The following is a 16,224-nucleotide window of genomic DNA, read 5'->3' as shown; positions in this document are numbered from 1 at the left end:
AGTAATTTAAGATTTTTTTCAAGGATTCATCCTTTTACAATTATTTCATAACTTTCTGAATAATTAACTATCCTTTTAAATTTGTTAACCATTTTATCTTCTTATGATGAGTACATGTATGAACGTAAATTCATAGGCAAAACTACTATGGGTGATGCATTATGCCATGTAAAACAAGTGGCGAATTAAAGCGATTAGTGGAAGAAGCCAAAAGATATACAACATATGGCAAGGTGGCAGACTATATTCCCGAGCTGGGTAAAGCAAATCCAGAGGATTTGTCTATTGCGATCCATTATCCTGACGGAAGATGCATTTCAGCTGGAAATATTGATAAAAAGATTACACTGCAAAGTATCTCAAAGGTGATAAGCTTAGCATTTGTTCTTATGGAAAGAGGCTTTCAATATGTTTTTGAGCGGGTTGGAATGGAACCGACTGGAGACCCTTTTAATTCAATTGCCAAATTGGAAACAATGGCACCAGCTAAGCCCTTAAACCCTATGATCAATGCAGGTGCACTTGTGGTAACCCATATGATAAAAGGAAATTCAGCAGAAGATCGGCTTCAGCGTTTATTAGGCTTTATACGTGAATTGGCAGACGACCCTGCCATTGGCTATTGTAAGGAGGTCGCCCGCTCTGAATTCGAAACGGCAGATTTAAATCGGGCATTATGTTATTTTTTGAAGCAGCATCAAATCATCACTGAAGATGTTGAAACATTGTTAGATTTATACACAAAGCAATGTGCGATCGAAATGAATTGTCTGGATTTAGGCAGGATCGGTATGATCTTTGCAATGGATGGAAAAGATCCTCTAACTGAAAAACAGATTATACATGAGGATGTAGCGCGAATCTGTAAAACATTTATGGTTACGTGTGGAATGTATAATGCATCAGGAGAATTCGCCATTAAGATTGGTATTCCAGCTAAAAGTGGCGTATCAGGCGGGATCATGGGGGCTGTGCCTGGAAAATTTGGAATCGGAATCTTTGGTCCTTCACTGGATGAAAAAGGTAACAGTGTGGCCGGAATTAAACTATTGGAACTTTTATCTAGAAATTATCGGTTAAGTATGTTTTAAAGGTGTTTTTCCCTTAAAACGAAAAAATAAGAGGCATGGAATGTTTATCCACGCCTCTTATCTGCTGTAGTATCTGATTATTTCTCCTTCGGGGGATATAAACCGCTCTTATCCTCTGTATCTCTTGTTTTCTTTTTCCTTCAGGGGTTATGAACCGCCCTTATCCCCTGTATCTCTTAATTTCTTTTTCCTTCAGGGGTTATGAACCACCCTTATCCTCTGTATCTCTTGTTTTCTTTTTACTTCGGGGGATATGATCTACTATAATTTTAACTACTCGCACTCGTATAATTCGCTAGTGCAAACTTCCAGAATCGACGAGCCAGCCAAAAGAATACTACAGCAACAATGAGTGATGCCGCAGTAGTGACGCCATCCCATTTACCGATTAAAGAACTTGCCGGGGTAAACGTAAGAAAAGCGGCAGGTAATACATACGTTAAGGCCATACGCAGCCACCCTTTATACATGGTGATAGGAAACCGAGTTGTTTCAAAGAAAGAACTAAACAAGAAAGACAAATCATCCATCCGAATTACCCAAAAGGCAGTGGTCATCAGTAACATCCATAAAGAATAAATAATCAATAAGGCAGCCATTATGCTAATTAAAAAGAACCCGACATCAAGTAAAGACGGTATGAAATGTTTTTGAACAAGACCATAAATAATTAGTCCAAAACCTAATAGGACATCAATCAGCCGCCAGAAAACCATATGCCTCAGACTCACGAAAAACATGCTATCAACAGGCTTTGCAAGCACATAATCTAACGTTCCCATCCGAATATGCAAAAGCAGTCTCGGCATATTGGGACGAAGAGCAAAATCAATCAGTCCTTGCAAGGTATTAAAAATACCAAGAAGAATCAGAACTTCAGCATATGCCCATCCCCCCAATTGATCCGTTTGATAGAAAAAGATTTGCACCATCAAAATTGATACAATAATACCAAATAAACTGGAAAAGAGATTTCCAATAAACTCGCTGCGATACTCGAGTTCCTCTACCAGACAAGTTCGAAAAAATTCTTTAAATATCGTCCAATATCGCCTCATGTTATCCTCCCACTGCTTGATTTTTCTTTAATCCAGCCTTCCATAACCAGCCTATTGCAACAATGAGAAGTACAGTCCAAATGAAAGAACCGATAAATCCAACCATTAGTGTTTGCGAATCGGCTGACTCAGTTAGAATTTCTAAAGGAAATCCAATCATATAGCGATATGGTAAGAAGGTACTGATTTGTTTCACCACAGGCGGTAAAAGAGAAAACGGCGCAATTTGGCCCGAAATAAATAACGATACCGTTTCGAATGTGGCATAGACAGCTGTCACTTTGGTCATCCAAAAACCCAATATGCCAAACATAAAACTAAAAGCAAATCGAATAATTGCTCCTAATAACAGCGCAGCTAAAAATAGTCCCCATTGGCTGAGTGAGAGATGTAACTGAAGAGAAGGAATAAAGATGGATAGAATAATCCAACATGGCACAAGTATGACTAAAAACAAACCTTTATAAACAATATTTTCAGCAATCGCCCAATGAATCGGATGATAAGGCCGAACAATTTGATAGGAGAACGTCCCTTCCCTTATCTGCCGATCCATTTCCCAAACGTCCCAAGCACTTGTCAAGCGCTCTACCATTATCAGAGATATAAAATATAAAGTAAAAGAATCTCCTTGATCTGGATAAATATTCATCCACACCATCATAGTAATTAAGGGTTGGATCATCGTACCAAACATCCAGACCATCGTCGATAGCTGATAAGAAAACATCTCCACATATTTCATCCGTAAAATGGCCCGATATTTAGTGATCATGGGATTCCTCCTGGAAAGCCAAGGTAATCACTTCTTCCATCGGTGGATCTTGTATATTTAGGTCATTGATTTCAAAATTAGCCAGTAGTTCAGATGAGACAATCGGTACACGATCCCTTGCGACTCGAAGTGTCAATTTCCCATCTTCAAAAGAAACCACATCTCCGAATGATTCCCATCGACCATGTGAGCCTGAAGGAAGACGAACCTCTAACAATTTATATGGAGTTAATCTTTCCGTTAAAACTTGCAGCTCTCCGTCATAGAGTAGTTTTCCGTGATTAATGATTAACACTCGCTCACAAAGTGCCGTGACATCTCCCATATAATGAGAGGTTAGAAGAATCGTTGTTTTATGTTCACGATTATATTTGGCAATGAATTGGCGTACTTTTTCCTGGGTATCCACATCCAAGCCAATTGTCGGTTCATCTAAAAAAAGAATGGATGGACGATGTAATAATGAAGCGGCTAATTCGCATTTCATGCGCTGACCGAGACTCAAATTTCGTACGGGTTTACCAAGTAAAGGGGCTAATTCTAGTAATTCAACCAATTCATCCAAGGTTTGACGAAACACTTTTTCGTCAATTTCATAGACGCTTTTATTTACTAGAAAAGTCTCCATCGGGGGGATATCCCAAATCAATTGACTCTTCTGCCCCATGACCAAACTCATCATTTTTTTGTATTCATTCTTCTGTTCCTGTGGTTTAAAACCATTCACTTTGATTTGGCCGGAAGTAGGATGCAGCAAACCGGCTAACATCTTAATAGTGGTCGTTTTTCCTGCTCCATTCGGCCCTAAAAATCCTACAATTTCACCCGTATTAATGCTGAAGGACACGTCCTTCACTGCATGAACGGTTTGATATTCACGTTTGAATAAACTGCGTAAAGCTTCTGTCCAGCCCTCCTGCCTGACATGGACCCTGAAAGATTTATTTAAATTTTGAACTTGAATAGACATGTTTCCTCCAACGATTAAATAATGATTTCACTCTATAAGTATAGTTTTTAAAATTGAAGGATTACAAGCATAAAAATCCAGGAACTTCTTACTACTTGTTGGAAATTTTAAACAAATGGTTCAAGGTTATGCATTTCTTATTTTTAGAAAGAACCTTTTTGTTTTTCGTGCTCACACATAAAGATTTAATTACTATTGATAACTGACAGCTTGTTTTCCCATTTGAATCCACGATTCTTCAAAACTAGCTTTTGACACAGTTTTATGTGGTTGATCCGCTAATGGGTCGTTCAAATAAACATAATTGTCGTCATACCCCACTACTAAAACACTATGCTCTCTATAGGTAATCTGGACATTCCCAGTTTGTGTATTCCAAATGGAAAATTCACTTTCAGGAAGTGAGGCAAATCTGGAATTGGTAATAACCCAAACAGGTGAGCCTTGTTTTACCATATTATAAACAGAATCAATACTTTGACCTGTTAAATCTAGTATTCTCCCTGGGAGATAGGATTCAGCTAAATCGGCAATTGGACCATGGTATACTCCATATCCCGGGTTATCAAATGAGTAGATATCACCAACAAACCCCACATTTGGATTTCCATGGAGACCATTTTGATCACGAAAAGGGATGGTATTTATTTCTTTTGCCAGCGTCAGTTTATCGACTGAAACCCCTGCATATTGGAGAAGCATGGCTAGACTAGTTACTTCACATCCCCGTGGCAATTCCGGCATCTGCTGAATTTGCGGTACATTATCAATTACTATTTTTCCATTCTGAACTTGAACTTCATTTTGCTCTTCATTCTGGGCCTCATTTTCCTGGGCTCCATTTGTATTTGAAACAGTTTCGACTGTGCCATTTTGTTCATCTTGTATAGTTTCTGTTGTATTCGTGGTAGAATCTGTTTTTTGTGCTCTCACATAACCAACACTAATGAGTAATCCCAAAGCACATAAAACAGCAAGAATTTTTAATTTCAATTAAGATACCCCTCTCTCTATTCCGAACCGAAAGCATTCTAACAACTCGAATCCTACCACTTTAATCTTAATGTAAACTTAATATAATTGATCTTCTGCCACATCCTTAATTAAAGGTGCTTTAAGAATGAGTCAGTTTTTTTGCAAAAAAAAAACCGAAAAATACAAAGTTTTGAATAAAAACTTTATATTTCCGGTTTTTTAGATAATCAGTATGTACTTATAAAAGACCTACCATTTGAAGACCATGGCGAATTCCATTTTCTTCAACCGATTTTGTTACATGTTTAGCTGCGGCCTTTACTATTTCTTCAGCATTCCCCATCGCTACACTATTTTGAATCGTTGTGAGCATTTCCATATCATTGAGACCATCTCCAAAGGCATATTGTCGTTCTGGTGGAATACCGATACTGTCAACGATTTTTTTAATTCCTTGGGCTTTTGAACCCCCCTTTGGTAAAACATCCACTGAAACTGGATGCCATCTTACAAAATCAAAATCATGAAACTCTTGCTCATATTGTTTTTCTTCCCCTTCTGGACAAAAAAGGAGTGATTGAAATAACTCCCGCCCTTTGTAATAATGCGGATCATGCGTCGGGAAACGGCCAATTTTTAAAGTGGCAATGCTCTCTGTGATGTATGTATGCTCTGGCACGTTAGCTCTCATGTCCTCATGGTCCATAAAGACGACAGGATGATTGTTTTGTAGAGCTGTTTCTGTTAACTTTTCAAGGGATAATATGTTTAATGGATTTCGATATACTTCTTCCCCTTTTAAGACAACATATTGGCCGTTATAACTAACATAGGTGTCAATCTCTAATTCTTTTCGTAAATCCTCGAACATAAACGGAGCTCGCCCAGTTGCAATCGCTACTTCATGACCAAGTTCTTTTAACTTAAAAATAGATTCTTTCGTTGAAAGAGGCAATTTTTTATCATGGTTAAGCAAAGTTCCATCAATATCAAAAAAAATAATACTTCGATTCATCATTTTGGCTCCAACTTTCAATGTTATTTTCCTAGTTTCTGAATTAGTAATGTTACGTTGTTTTACATTAAATGCATGTACTTTTCATTAATTATAATTAGTAACTGAATCCAGTCCTCATTCAACTAGTTTAACCTGAACTTAGAGAATCATCAAATAAAGTTTGCAAATATATACACAAGATAGAGATAAGTGGAAAATTATCAAATTAAAACCAAAAAAGTAGATGAAGCTCATTAGCTTCACCTACTTAGGGACTCTTGCAGTATAAACTTGGCTGTTATATTACTTTTTCCTCCAACCCTAAATTTTCTTCCTTTTTTCTAGAAAATAAATTTCTAAGTGCATCTGGAAGAGCAATCATCGCCGGCAAAAAGACTGGCAGCAGGATAAAGCACAGGACTACGAGGCCTGTAATGACAGCTATAGCCAATTCAAACAAAAGCAGTATTCCGGAAGGCATAAGTGTAGCAAAGGTACCGCCAAGGATGATGACTGCCGAAATGATGACCCCGCCGGTATGCCTAGAAGCTAACACGATTGCCTCTTTTGGTGACAACTGTGGATATTCCTTAAAGCGCATCATGAGGAATATACTGTAGTCAACTCCCAAGGCTACAATGATGATGAAAGAGAAGAATGGAACGAAAGAAGATATTCCTTCATACCCTAACAAATCTATGAAAATATAATTGATCATGAACATGGCTGTATAGTATGCTCCTACAAGGGATCCAGTAATGAACACCGGTATCCAGAAGGATCTTATCACAAAGAACAGCACCAGTAATACTCCAATAATCACGATAGCTGTTGTTTTATTCAGATCGCGGCTTAGAATATTATTCATATCGTTTGTGGTAGCACTTGGTCCTGATACACCAGACTTTGCTATTGAAAGGCTAGTGCCTTTAAGTCCATCAGAAACAGTAGAATTTATTTTATTGATCGTACTTAAAGCTTCTTTGGAATAAGGATCAGCTTTCAAAACGATTGTCATCTTTGTGATTTTTCTATCATTGGACATGAATACATCTAATGATTTTTTGAAATCTTTGTCCGTCAACGCTTCTTTCGGAATAAAGAAGGTTTTATTAGTTTTAAATTGTGTTAAGAAACCATTTGTCTGTCCCAGTCCATCAGAAATTTGCTTTAACCCATCATTTACATCTGATAGCTTTTGCCCAAAAGTACTGAAACCATTGAGACCAGCTACAAGCTGCTCCTGTCCTGATTTCATTTGGCCAAGCCCATCGGATACATTATTCATATTCGTGACTATAGTGCCTATTCCTGAGGAAGCTTTCCCAAGGCCTCTTTCAAGTTTTTTCAAACCAGCTGCCATTTGGGATAAACCGCTGCCCATGGTGGCAAGATTTTTATTTGCTGTACCAAATCCAGTTGTTACTGCATTATAATTTTCATTTAATGCCTTTATTCCTTCAGGTGTAATAGGACTTAATGATGATGATAACTGATTGATTGTTTGCTTTAATGCTTGGTAATTAGCATCACTCTCTGAATCTGCATAACTAGAACCTAAAGCAGCCACCATTAATTGCATTTGAGAGAGCGCACTTTTTACACCAAGAAGAGCTTGTGCAGCATCTTGGTAATGGGTTCCCATTTCTTTGTAACCTGCCTGCATTTTTCCATAATTATCAGCTAACACTGCTACGCCGCTGCTCATCTTAGAGAGATTCGTTTCTATGGCAGCCATACCGTTACTTATCGTTCGTGAATTATTTGCCCCATCATCAATACCAGCTTGGATTTGCTTTAATCCATTGGTTAAGGCTGTCATTCCATCTTGAAGCTTTGCCGTACCATCTACCATTTGGCTGACCTTGGAAAAGTCTGCTGATCCAAGCTTTTCTTGAGCCAGCTTTAATCCTTCGTTTATTTGATCCACACCATCTTGAGTTTTTGAAATTCCATCCGTAACCGACCCCATTTGACTGTCGACGTAAAAATCATCTATTTGCTTTCCTAGAGGTTGTGTGGCCGATGAAACTTGCTTTACTCCTTTAATGCTCTTGAGTCTTTCAGTTATGTTATCCACTACGGCAAGAGATTCATTATTATCAAGGGCTTTACTATTTTCAATGACAACCGTAGCCGGCATGGCCTGACCCTTACCAAAATGGTCCGCAACTAAGTTAAAACCTTGAGAGGAAGGATATTTATTTCCAAGTTCTCCAATGGTATCAAAATTAAGCTTTTCCTCGTGTAGATATACCATCGGTCCTATGATTAAAAGAATAAATACCACTGGTAAAATCGGATGCTTTGTTGCAAAAGAGGATGTCTTACCCCAGAACTTGTTTTCCTTATGTCCACCTACATTTTTGGAAGGCCAGAAAAGTTTTTGACCTAATACTTTCATGATGAAAGGTGTTAGGGTCAATATTTCCAACAATAGGATCGTTACACCAATTACCACCACAACACCTGATTTATAAATAGGCGATTCGGCAAAAACGAGAGCAAGGAAAGCAATAAAAACAGTGAGAATACTGTAGGCTATCGTTTTACCTGCTGTTTTATAAGTATTTACAATCGCATCATCAATAGAGTGGCCATGGGAAAGCTCCTCCCTAAAGCGATTAAAAAGAAGGATGTTGTAATCCGTACCAATCCCAAAGAGGATCAGGATTAGGAGCATTTGCGTAAGACTAGTAATCGGAAATCCTGCTTTATCAATTAATTGCGCTGCAATTCCCATGGAACAAAGATAGGAAAAGGCTACAGCCACTAATGAAATCAAAGGAGTAACGACTGACCGAAACGCAATGATTAGTACGACTAAAATAAAGATAACGGTCAATGCTGCACTCTTCTCTACCCCGCCTTGAGACGCTTTTAAATAATCATTATTGATGAAGTCTTCACCGCTTAAGTAGTATTCCACAGGTACTTTACTAAGTTTGCTATCTAGTTCGTTTTTAATCTCATCTACTTCTCTTGATTTCTTATCAAGCTTAAAGCTGACCATAAGTGTAGTGCCATCTTTAGAAACTAAAGAACTTTTGGCGTCAGGCATACTAAAGGGGTCGATCATATTTGTAATACCTAGCTCTTTGCTGCTATCGCTAATTGTCTTTACAGCATCACCAATTTTGTTCATTTCATCATCTGAAATCTTATCTTTATCATAAAAAACGATAAGGTCATTGGTTCCTTTAGCAGTATCAAGCTTTTTTAAGATATTATCTGCGATGACCGAGGGACTTTTACTATTTGCTCCTTGCTGCCCTTTTTGTCGCAGTATGGCATTGATGTCTGGCTGAATGACTGTAAGTATGATCGTCGCAATTAGCCATAATGAGAATATAGCCCAACGGCTCTTTATTATCTTTCTCACCTTTTATCCTCCCTGTTGTCTTCGTTTAAGTTGGTTATTTCCCCATACAATACATTAAAACAAGTAGTTATTATTCAAACACTATGTTGATTTAATGGCGTAAAAAAAGTATATTAAATCTGATTACACCTAACAATAAGCAATTTCAGAACTTGTGTTATTAAATAGACATTTCTTTTTATTTTGTTCGATAAAACCACAATGATTTCATTTCTATTTAGGAGGAACACTACATGGTTGGGATCAAAGGAAACCGAAGAACATTGTACAGTAAAAAAGTCATTATAGATGCTTTTTTACTCCTGCTTAAAGAAAAAACCCTAAACAAAATTACCGTAACCGATATCTGCAAAGTTGCAAATATTAATCGTGGAACATTTTATTCTTATTACAATGATCCTTTTGATTTAATGAGGAGTATCGAGGAAGAAATGATCGAGAAAATGATGAGTGCCATTAATATTTCAGGAGACGAATACCTTCAAAATATCCTTAATGGAATTTTTAATTTAATACTTGAAAATATAGACCTTTGTAAAATTATTTTTAATGAAAAAAATAGCTCTCATGTTCTAACTACCATTTTAAATTATGCTTATGAAAAAACAATTGAAGAAACAAAAAAACAGTTTCCTCATGCTAACGAGACTCAATTAGAATATTTTTTCACTTATATAACAGGAGGAACGATTGAGATCATTCGAAAATGGATTAATGATGATATGAAAATTCCTACTGAAGAAGTAATACAAATCTTAGAAAGTATGTACGGTTCAAAAATTAATAATATAAACAAATGCCAATAAAGAAACAACTGTCATATACCTGGGTTTTCCGCAGTCCTCCTTGTAAATTGCATCGTTCAAAAACGTTTCACTTTCCTTTAAAAAGGGTACCGAAGGAGTGGGAAATATATTTTCCTAGTCTATTTTTATGTGGATACATATATTTGCAAGGAGGATCCCTATGGAAAATAAAAAAGCGGTTCAATTAGAAATTTATTCCGTCAATAATGAAAAAGCAGCTCCTTTGACTACCAACCAAGGGCTAAAAGTGTCTGAAGACGAGTTTTCTTTAAAGGTTGGGGTAAGAGGGCCGACATTAATGGAGGATTTTCATTTTCGAGAAAAGATGACCCATTTTGACCATGAAAGGATCCCTGAACGGGTCGTTCATGCCCGTGGCGTAGGGGCCCATGGAATTTTTCAACTCTATGAATCTTTGGTTGAATATACAAAAGCTGACTTTCTCACCAACACATCCAAAACTACACCGGTTTTTGTCCGCTTCTCTACGGTACAGGGCTCGAGAGGATCGAGTGATACGGTTCGTGACGTCAGAGGATTTGCGACCAAATTTTATACGGATGAAGGTAACTTCGATTTAGTCGGTAATAATATGCCAGTTTTCTTTATTCAAGATGCGATTAAGTTCCCTGACTTTGTACACGCTCTTAAACCTGAACCACACACTGAAATTCCACAAGGTGCGAGCGCTCATGACACGTTTTGGGATTTTATTGGCCAGAATCACGAATCAGCCCACATGGTAATGTGGGCAATGAGTGACCGTGCGATTCCACGCAGCCTACGGATGATGGAAGGATTTGGTGTTCACACCTTCCGACTCATCAATGCAGATGGTGAAGCACATTTTGTCAAATTCCACTGGAAACCGGTCCTTGGGATTCATTCCCTTGTCTGGGATGAAGCACAGAGGATTGCCGGTAAAAATCCTGACTTCCACCGCCAAGACCTGTATGAAGCGATTGAGAAAGGCGATTTTCCAGAATGGGAGCTCGGCCTGCAGATTATTCCGGAAAAAGATGAGTTTACATTTGATTTTGACATTTTAGATCCTACAAAATTATGGCCAGAGGAAGAAGTACCCGTTAAGATCGTTGGTAAAATGACCTTGAAGCGTAATGTTAACAACTTTTTTGCAGAAACTGAACAAGTCGCCTTTCATCCCGGTCATGTAGTTCCAGGCATCGATTTTTCAAATGATCCTTTACTACAAGGACGTTTATTTTCCTATACAGATACACAGCTTTCCCGCCTGGGAGGTCCCAACTTCCATCAAATCCCAGTAAATCAACCTGTATGTCCGTTTCATAACAATCAACGAGATGGAATGCATCAAATGGTGATTCATCAAGGACAAACAAGCTATCATCGAAACGGTTTAAATGCCAATCAGCCTGAACCGGCACCGGTTGAACTAGGAGGCTATCAATCCTATCAGGAAAAAATCGAGGGTCGAAAAATAAGAGAAAGAAGTGAGAGTTTTCTAGATTTCTATTCTCAAGCGAAATTATTCTACAACAGTCTTTCACCAATTGAACAACAGCACTTAAAAGATGCTCTAAGCTTTGAGCTTGGCAAATGTAAATCGGATATGGTTAAGAATAACGTGGTGGCCCTTTTAAATCATATTGACCGGCAAGTAGCAGAAGAAGTGGCTGACAATATTGGTGCAGAACTTCCTGAACAAAATCTTGAAGTAAAATCAGATAAAAGGTCTCCTGCACTGAGTATGGCAAAAACCGTCAGCCAACCGGCTACGAAAAGTGTAGCTATCTTGGTAAACGGTGAACCCGATGATGAGAAATTAACGGATTGGATTAAAGCGCTGGCACAATTTAATATCAACTATAGTATTGTTGCCAAAAGGATATATAGGATCAGTCCTGTACTAAAAGTAACTGATACGTTTGATACAGCAGATTCAAGTCTTTTTGATGCAGCATTATTAATTAGTACGAATTCCCAAGTAGAGCCGCCTATATTGGAATTTATAGAAACTACTTATAAACACTTTAAACCTTTTGCAGTGGCCTTAAAAGACAATAAAGCTCTAGAACGATGTCGTGTACAGTTAGATGCACCTGGTGTTTATGATTTATCAAAAGCGGATATTCCTCTCTTCATAGAGGGAATATCACAGGGACGATTTTGGGACCGTCCATTATAAAGGACAAAGCCCTGAACATAAACTGTTCAGGGCTTTGATTCTATTTTATGATGAAAATAATTTAAGGCCGTCCCCTATGACAACTGATTACGCACATTTGCCTCATTCTTTTCGTATTTGATGTAGTTCAACATGATTATTGCTCCTACAACAAAGAAGATGGCTGGCAGCCAGGTAAAGCAAAATTTAATTGCTGCTAATGATGCAGCAGACTGAGTGACATTTGCTACATATCCTGCTTTCTCCATAATGATAGAAGGGATGAAACTTCCTAAACCAGATCCTAATTTGATACAAAACGAACTGCCAATGGCCGTTAAGAAGCCGCTTGCACGAATACCAGTTTTCCATTCTCCAAAATCAACCGTATCAGATAACATGGCAAATGGTAATGTTACAGCAATACCTGTTCCTAGAGATGCTACTACCCATCCACAGATAACCATCGAAACATTGCTTCCGGCAAAAGCAATGATGATTTGACCAATTGCTGCGATCGCAAATCCGATGATTTGGGTATGCGTTTTCAGAAATCTTTTAACAATAAATGGGAGAATCGTGATTGATACCATTTGAAAAACGACAAGCCCATTTAAGATTGATGCTAAGTTTTTATTACCAAGATTATATTCTGAATAATATATAACGGTTGAAGTTCTAGCTGTATTACCTAACCAATAGAAGATAAAAGCAAGAACCAAAGTAATCCATGGCCAATTTCCCTTCACTGCTCCCAAGCTTTGCTTAATAGGAATCGATTTGATACTTTTTGTATTGATTTCCTTCGTTCCAGCGAAAGCAAAAAGCAGTAAGGCAATGGCAATGACGGCGTAAATGCCTACGGTGACTTGAAAACCGAGTTTATCATTTCCTTTACCAAAAAACTCGACAAGTGGTAAAGTGAATGAAGCAGTAATTAAATAACCAATCATTCCACCATTACTTCTCCAAGAATTTAACCGAACACGTTCAGTTGAGTTATTTGTTAAATTCGGTAAAATCGCAGTGATCGGTGTTCCAATACCAGTATAGACGACTCCAGCAAGAATGTAAGTGATTAAAGCATAGGTAAACTTGGCACTTGTAGATAAATCTGGAGCTAAAAAAGCTAAAAATACCATGAGCCCAAAAGGAATCGATAACCATAGCCAATATGGACGATTTTTTCCCCACTTTGTTCGTGTGTGGTCAATGACTAATCCCCAAATAGGTGCATCCAAAGCGTCAAAAATACGAGCAATGAGCAGAATTAATCCGGCTGAAGCGATTGAAATTCCAAAAACATCCGTGTAAAAATACATAATAAAACTAGTAAGTGTACAATATAGTAAATTTCCAGCAGTGTCTGTACTAGCGTAAGCTAATACGCGTTTTAAAGACAATTTGGAGTTAGTCTCTTCCTTTATACCGACTTTTAATTTTTTCGCTGTGTTTCCCTCCATCATTCATCTCACTCCCTAGTTAGTAATTCTTCTTTTTTTATTTTAAATTCCCCGTCTACTAATAAAACCTGTGGAATAGTTTCTCCATTTCCTAAAACGAAATGTAAATTTTTGTTATAGAAATGATATTCAGTTGGATACGGTGCATAACTAGTAATCAAAAGTCCTTCGTCAGTCTCTTCAATCGAGCCATTTACAACGGAAACGGTTCCATTTTCTTCATATAAGAAGGTCTTTTTCCCAAATCCATCTAAATAGGCGACTAGTTCTTCTCCCATATCCCAATCAGCTGTTTCTTCTTCCTTCGTGAATAAACGAGTAAAGATGCCTCCCTCTCTATAGAACGTGGACTGGCCAAATCGGTTTCGGGATAAGTCAGGCCGATTGATATGAGGGCCGGCTATACTGTAAGTAGATGCTGCTTCCCCCGTTGTTAGCTTCGTATCCGTCGCCTTTGCATTGGTATCATAGCAGTAAAGAATGCCGATAGTTGCACGATAGGCAGCTTTTAAGTACCTGCTATCATGTAATTCTTCATACGCCTTAAGACATGCAGCAGCTGTCACCCCTCCCCACAAGGAATGAATCATATAGGATAATGCTTCCCACCAGCGGTCAGGGCTTTGAGCACGGAAATCATTTGAAAATCCAATATTCGCAAGTACTAATTCCCCATACTTTTTGGCTGCTTCGAAATGATTTGTTTTAGCTAATGCTCCTGTTGCAGGACCAAATCCAGCATTATCATAAAAATGCTCAGTAACTGCAGCTTTATAAGTTTTACTATTAATAGCTACATTCTGCGCGATCTTTAACCATAAAGAACTAATTTCTTCATATTTATCCGTTAGTCCACGACTTTTAAGCTCTTCCATTAATTCATCAATGTACAAGAAAAACACGCCTAACATTCCTGCTTCTTCTTTTCCTCGATGGTTATCATGTAAATCAGGATTCACCCGTAAAGAGAACACGTCAGCTGCCCAGGATAAGTAAGTATCCGGATGGTGTAACTGTAAAATATTCTCTTCAAACTGTGAAAGAAGATAAAAGACATGAGCAATATATTCGAAATCCATGCATCGGTAAAAATCACCATATAACTTGTTTGGTTTTGTAAAATCACCGTTTTGGAACCACTTTTGACGAATATAATGAACACAGCTAGCCTCTACTTTTTGAACTTCCTTGACATTCGTTGTTCCCAACAGATTATTTTTTAACACTAGACTTAATTTCCCTAAAGATTCACCCTGATTGGAAATAGGCGAGTAACTGTAAGGGGTTTCACATTTTCCCCCATTAAATAACACATCACTTATATAGTGGGAACGATTTTCAATTGTTTTTTTGATTGGTTCCATCACATTAAGAATAACGCTATCATAATTTTCATCATTTATTTCAATCGTAATCTTATGTTCCCCAGGTATAGTGAAAATGAGGTTCGCATGATATTTATTGTTTTCATTTTTAAAATCCGCAAAGATATTTTCTCTTTTTCTTTCACCAGCTGCATCCAAGAATTCCATATAGGCATCTGACAAATACTGATGTTCAGGTAATTCGAAAGCGAATTCATAATTTTGGTCCGCAATAGCAAGTGGTTCGAAATCAACAATAGGATGGCCATAATTTTTTTGACCAATCAGATAAAAATCGCTTTGATCTTTAAAAGGCTCTAATGAGTATTCCCATTCTTTTTCGCTTAAACTTGAAAGAATAAACCCGTTTTTTTCATATAACCAATCAGCGTTTTCAAACCCTTCTGGATATCCGCCAGCTAAAATTAATTGATGAAAAAGAAGTCCATCTAAAGAAGGGGAAACGCTTTCGAAAAATAGATTATTATAAGAACAATAAGTTCCTACTGATAACGTTTGTCCCTTCGTTTGATACATCCCTAAATGAGGTGCCTCATTACTTCTGCGAACACATGCCAACTTCGTATAGCTCTTTGAGATTGATGGAAAGACAGCAGCCGAATGATTAGTTTGTAAGTTCAAATCATTGATACGGTACATCACATAAGAAAAAGAAGACCATATCGCGAAATCAGTAATATTCAAGTCGTTTGCTGTACGATTCCTTAAAGTAATATTCCAAACGAATCGATTTTTTGATTGTGTTAGATCATATTTCATGATGACTTCTACTAGTTCAAAAGTATACGTGACAATAGCTTGTGCATCATTTTGTGATATGGTCGGGAATATATCTATACTACTTACTATTTGCCCATCTATTTTTAGAGAAAAATTTCCAAACAATTTATCTTTTTCATCATATCCACTTTCACTTAGATAGGCTGAATCCATCACCCAATTCATTTTATTAGTATCTTCTTTTAATACTAAATTTGTCAAATTTCCACCCGGTGAAATTTCTATTCTGAATTGTTTATTCTCCAAAAAAATGACCTCCTTTTCAAAAGTTCCCTAAAAGAAAACGGTTAAATAATAGTGCATTTAATCAATATCTAAAGGTATAATGAAGTGTAAGCGTTAACCGCTACTAAAATATATCAAATAAAAAAAAGAATGAAAATATAGTATTTTAAT

Annotated in this window: 11 protein-coding genes; 3 read left to right on the top strand and 8 right to left on the bottom strand. The window is 37.4% G+C overall.

Going from position 1 to position 16,224, the window contains the following annotated elements:
- Positions 1–161: 161 nt before the first annotated feature.
- A complete protein-coding gene (gene glsA / locus V7266_RS10010) occupies positions 162–1,091 on the top strand; it encodes a glutaminase A (RefSeq protein WP_335467749.1) in 930 nt (309 codons plus the stop codon).
- Between the two features lie 269 nt (positions 1,092–1,360).
- Here glsA and V7266_RS10005 read toward each other — a convergent pair whose 3' ends face one another.
- The 6 genes from V7266_RS10005 to V7266_RS09980 all read right to left on the bottom strand — a co-directional run bounded on the left by V7266_RS10005 (position 1,361) and on the right by V7266_RS09980 (position 9,248).
- Positions 1,361–2,149, bottom strand: coding sequence for an ABC transporter permease (locus V7266_RS10005; protein WP_335467748.1), 789 nt, complete (start codon positions 2,147–2,149; stop codon positions 1,361–1,363).
- A 1-nt stretch (position 2,150) separates the two neighbouring features.
- Positions 2,151–2,924, bottom strand: coding sequence for an ABC transporter permease (locus tag V7266_RS10000; RefSeq protein WP_335467747.1), 774 nt, complete (start codon positions 2,922–2,924; stop codon positions 2,151–2,153).
- Positions 2,914–3,894 (bottom strand): ABC transporter ATP-binding protein, encoded by a 981-nt coding sequence (locus V7266_RS09995; RefSeq protein ID WP_335467746.1) that lies wholly within the window; start codon positions 3,892–3,894, stop codon positions 2,914–2,916. The genes V7266_RS10000 and V7266_RS09995 overlap by 11 nt, the downstream gene beginning before the upstream one ends.
- A gap of 192 nt (positions 3,895–4,086) precedes the next feature.
- Positions 4,087–4,782: a C39 family peptidase gene (locus V7266_RS09990; RefSeq protein WP_420491369.1), complete on the bottom strand. Its 696-nt coding sequence runs from the start codon at positions 4,780–4,782 to the stop codon at positions 4,087–4,089.
- A 325-nt stretch (positions 4,783–5,107) separates the two neighbouring features.
- Positions 5,108–5,887 carry a Cof-type HAD-IIB family hydrolase gene (locus V7266_RS09985; RefSeq protein WP_335467744.1) on the bottom strand — a complete coding sequence of 260 codons (780 nt, stop codon included), beginning with the start codon at positions 5,885–5,887 and terminating at the stop codon, positions 5,108–5,110.
- A 277-nt stretch (positions 5,888–6,164) separates the two neighbouring features.
- Positions 6,165–9,248, bottom strand: a complete 3,084-nt coding sequence (locus V7266_RS09980) for an MMPL family transporter (protein ID WP_335467743.1) — start codon at positions 9,246–9,248, stop codon at positions 6,165–6,167.
- A 233-nt stretch (positions 9,249–9,481) separates the two neighbouring features.
- On the opposite strand from V7266_RS09980, the gene V7266_RS09975 reads away from it, so the two are divergent.
- Together V7266_RS09975 and V7266_RS09970 are read left to right on the top strand one after the other, a co-directional pair.
- A complete protein-coding gene (locus V7266_RS09975; protein ID WP_335467742.1) occupies positions 9,482–10,054 on the top strand; it encodes a TetR/AcrR family transcriptional regulator in 573 nt (190 codons plus the stop codon).
- A 160-nt stretch (positions 10,055–10,214) separates the two neighbouring features.
- Positions 10,215–12,221 carry a catalase gene (locus V7266_RS09970; protein ID WP_335467741.1) on the top strand — a complete coding sequence of 669 codons (2,007 nt, stop codon included), beginning with the start codon at positions 10,215–10,217 and terminating at the stop codon, positions 12,219–12,221.
- A gap of 74 nt (positions 12,222–12,295) precedes the next feature.
- On the opposite strand, the gene V7266_RS09965 is transcribed toward V7266_RS09970, so the two are convergent.
- Both V7266_RS09965 and V7266_RS09960 read right to left on the bottom strand, forming a co-directional pair.
- Complete coding sequence (locus V7266_RS09965) at positions 12,296–13,666, bottom strand: MFS transporter (protein ID WP_335467740.1); 1,371 nt, start codon at positions 13,664–13,666, stop codon at positions 12,296–12,298.
- A 5-nt stretch (positions 13,667–13,671) separates the two neighbouring features.
- Positions 13,672–16,074, bottom strand: a complete 2,403-nt coding sequence (locus tag V7266_RS09960; protein ID WP_335467739.1) for a hypothetical protein — start codon at positions 16,072–16,074, stop codon at positions 13,672–13,674.
- Positions 16,075–16,224: the final 150 nt, after the last annotated feature.

Origin of the sequence: Neobacillus drentensis, assembly GCF_036965645.1 — a bacterium.
Classification (GTDB): Bacteria; Bacillota; Bacilli; order Bacillales; family Cytobacillaceae; genus Neobacillus; species Neobacillus drentensis_D.
The sequence above is the reverse complement of the archived record's forward strand: the minus strand, read 5'-3'. Positions and strand labels throughout refer to the sequence as shown.

What these genes read in the sequence shown, in the direction of transcription:
- glsA (WP_335467749.1), top strand. Translation starts at nt 162, where the DNA reads ATGCCATGTAAAACAAGTGGCGAATTAAAGCGATTAGTGGAAGAAGCC.
- V7266_RS10005 (WP_335467748.1), bottom strand. Translation starts at nt 2,149, where the DNA reads ATGAGGCGATATTGGACGATATTTAAAGAATTTTTTCGAACTTGTCTG.
- V7266_RS10000 (WP_335467747.1), bottom strand. Translation starts at nt 2,924, where the DNA reads ATGATCACTAAATATCGGGCCATTTTACGGATGAAATATGTGGAGATG.
- V7266_RS09995 (WP_335467746.1), bottom strand. Translation starts at nt 3,894, where the DNA reads ATGTCTATTCAAGTTCAAAATTTAAATAAATCTTTCAGGGTCCATGTC.
- V7266_RS09985 (WP_335467744.1), bottom strand. Translation starts at nt 5,887, where the DNA reads ATGATGAATCGAAGTATTATTTTTTTTGATATTGATGGAACTTTGCTT.
- V7266_RS09975 (WP_335467742.1), top strand. Translation starts at nt 9,482, where the DNA reads ATGGTTGGGATCAAAGGAAACCGAAGAACATTGTACAGTAAAAAAGTC.
- V7266_RS09970 (WP_335467741.1), top strand. Translation starts at nt 10,215, where the DNA reads ATGGAAAATAAAAAAGCGGTTCAATTAGAAATTTATTCCGTCAATAAT.
- V7266_RS09965 (WP_335467740.1), bottom strand. Translation starts at nt 13,666, where the DNA reads ATGATGGAGGGAAACACAGCGAAAAAATTAAAAGTCGGTATAAAGGAA.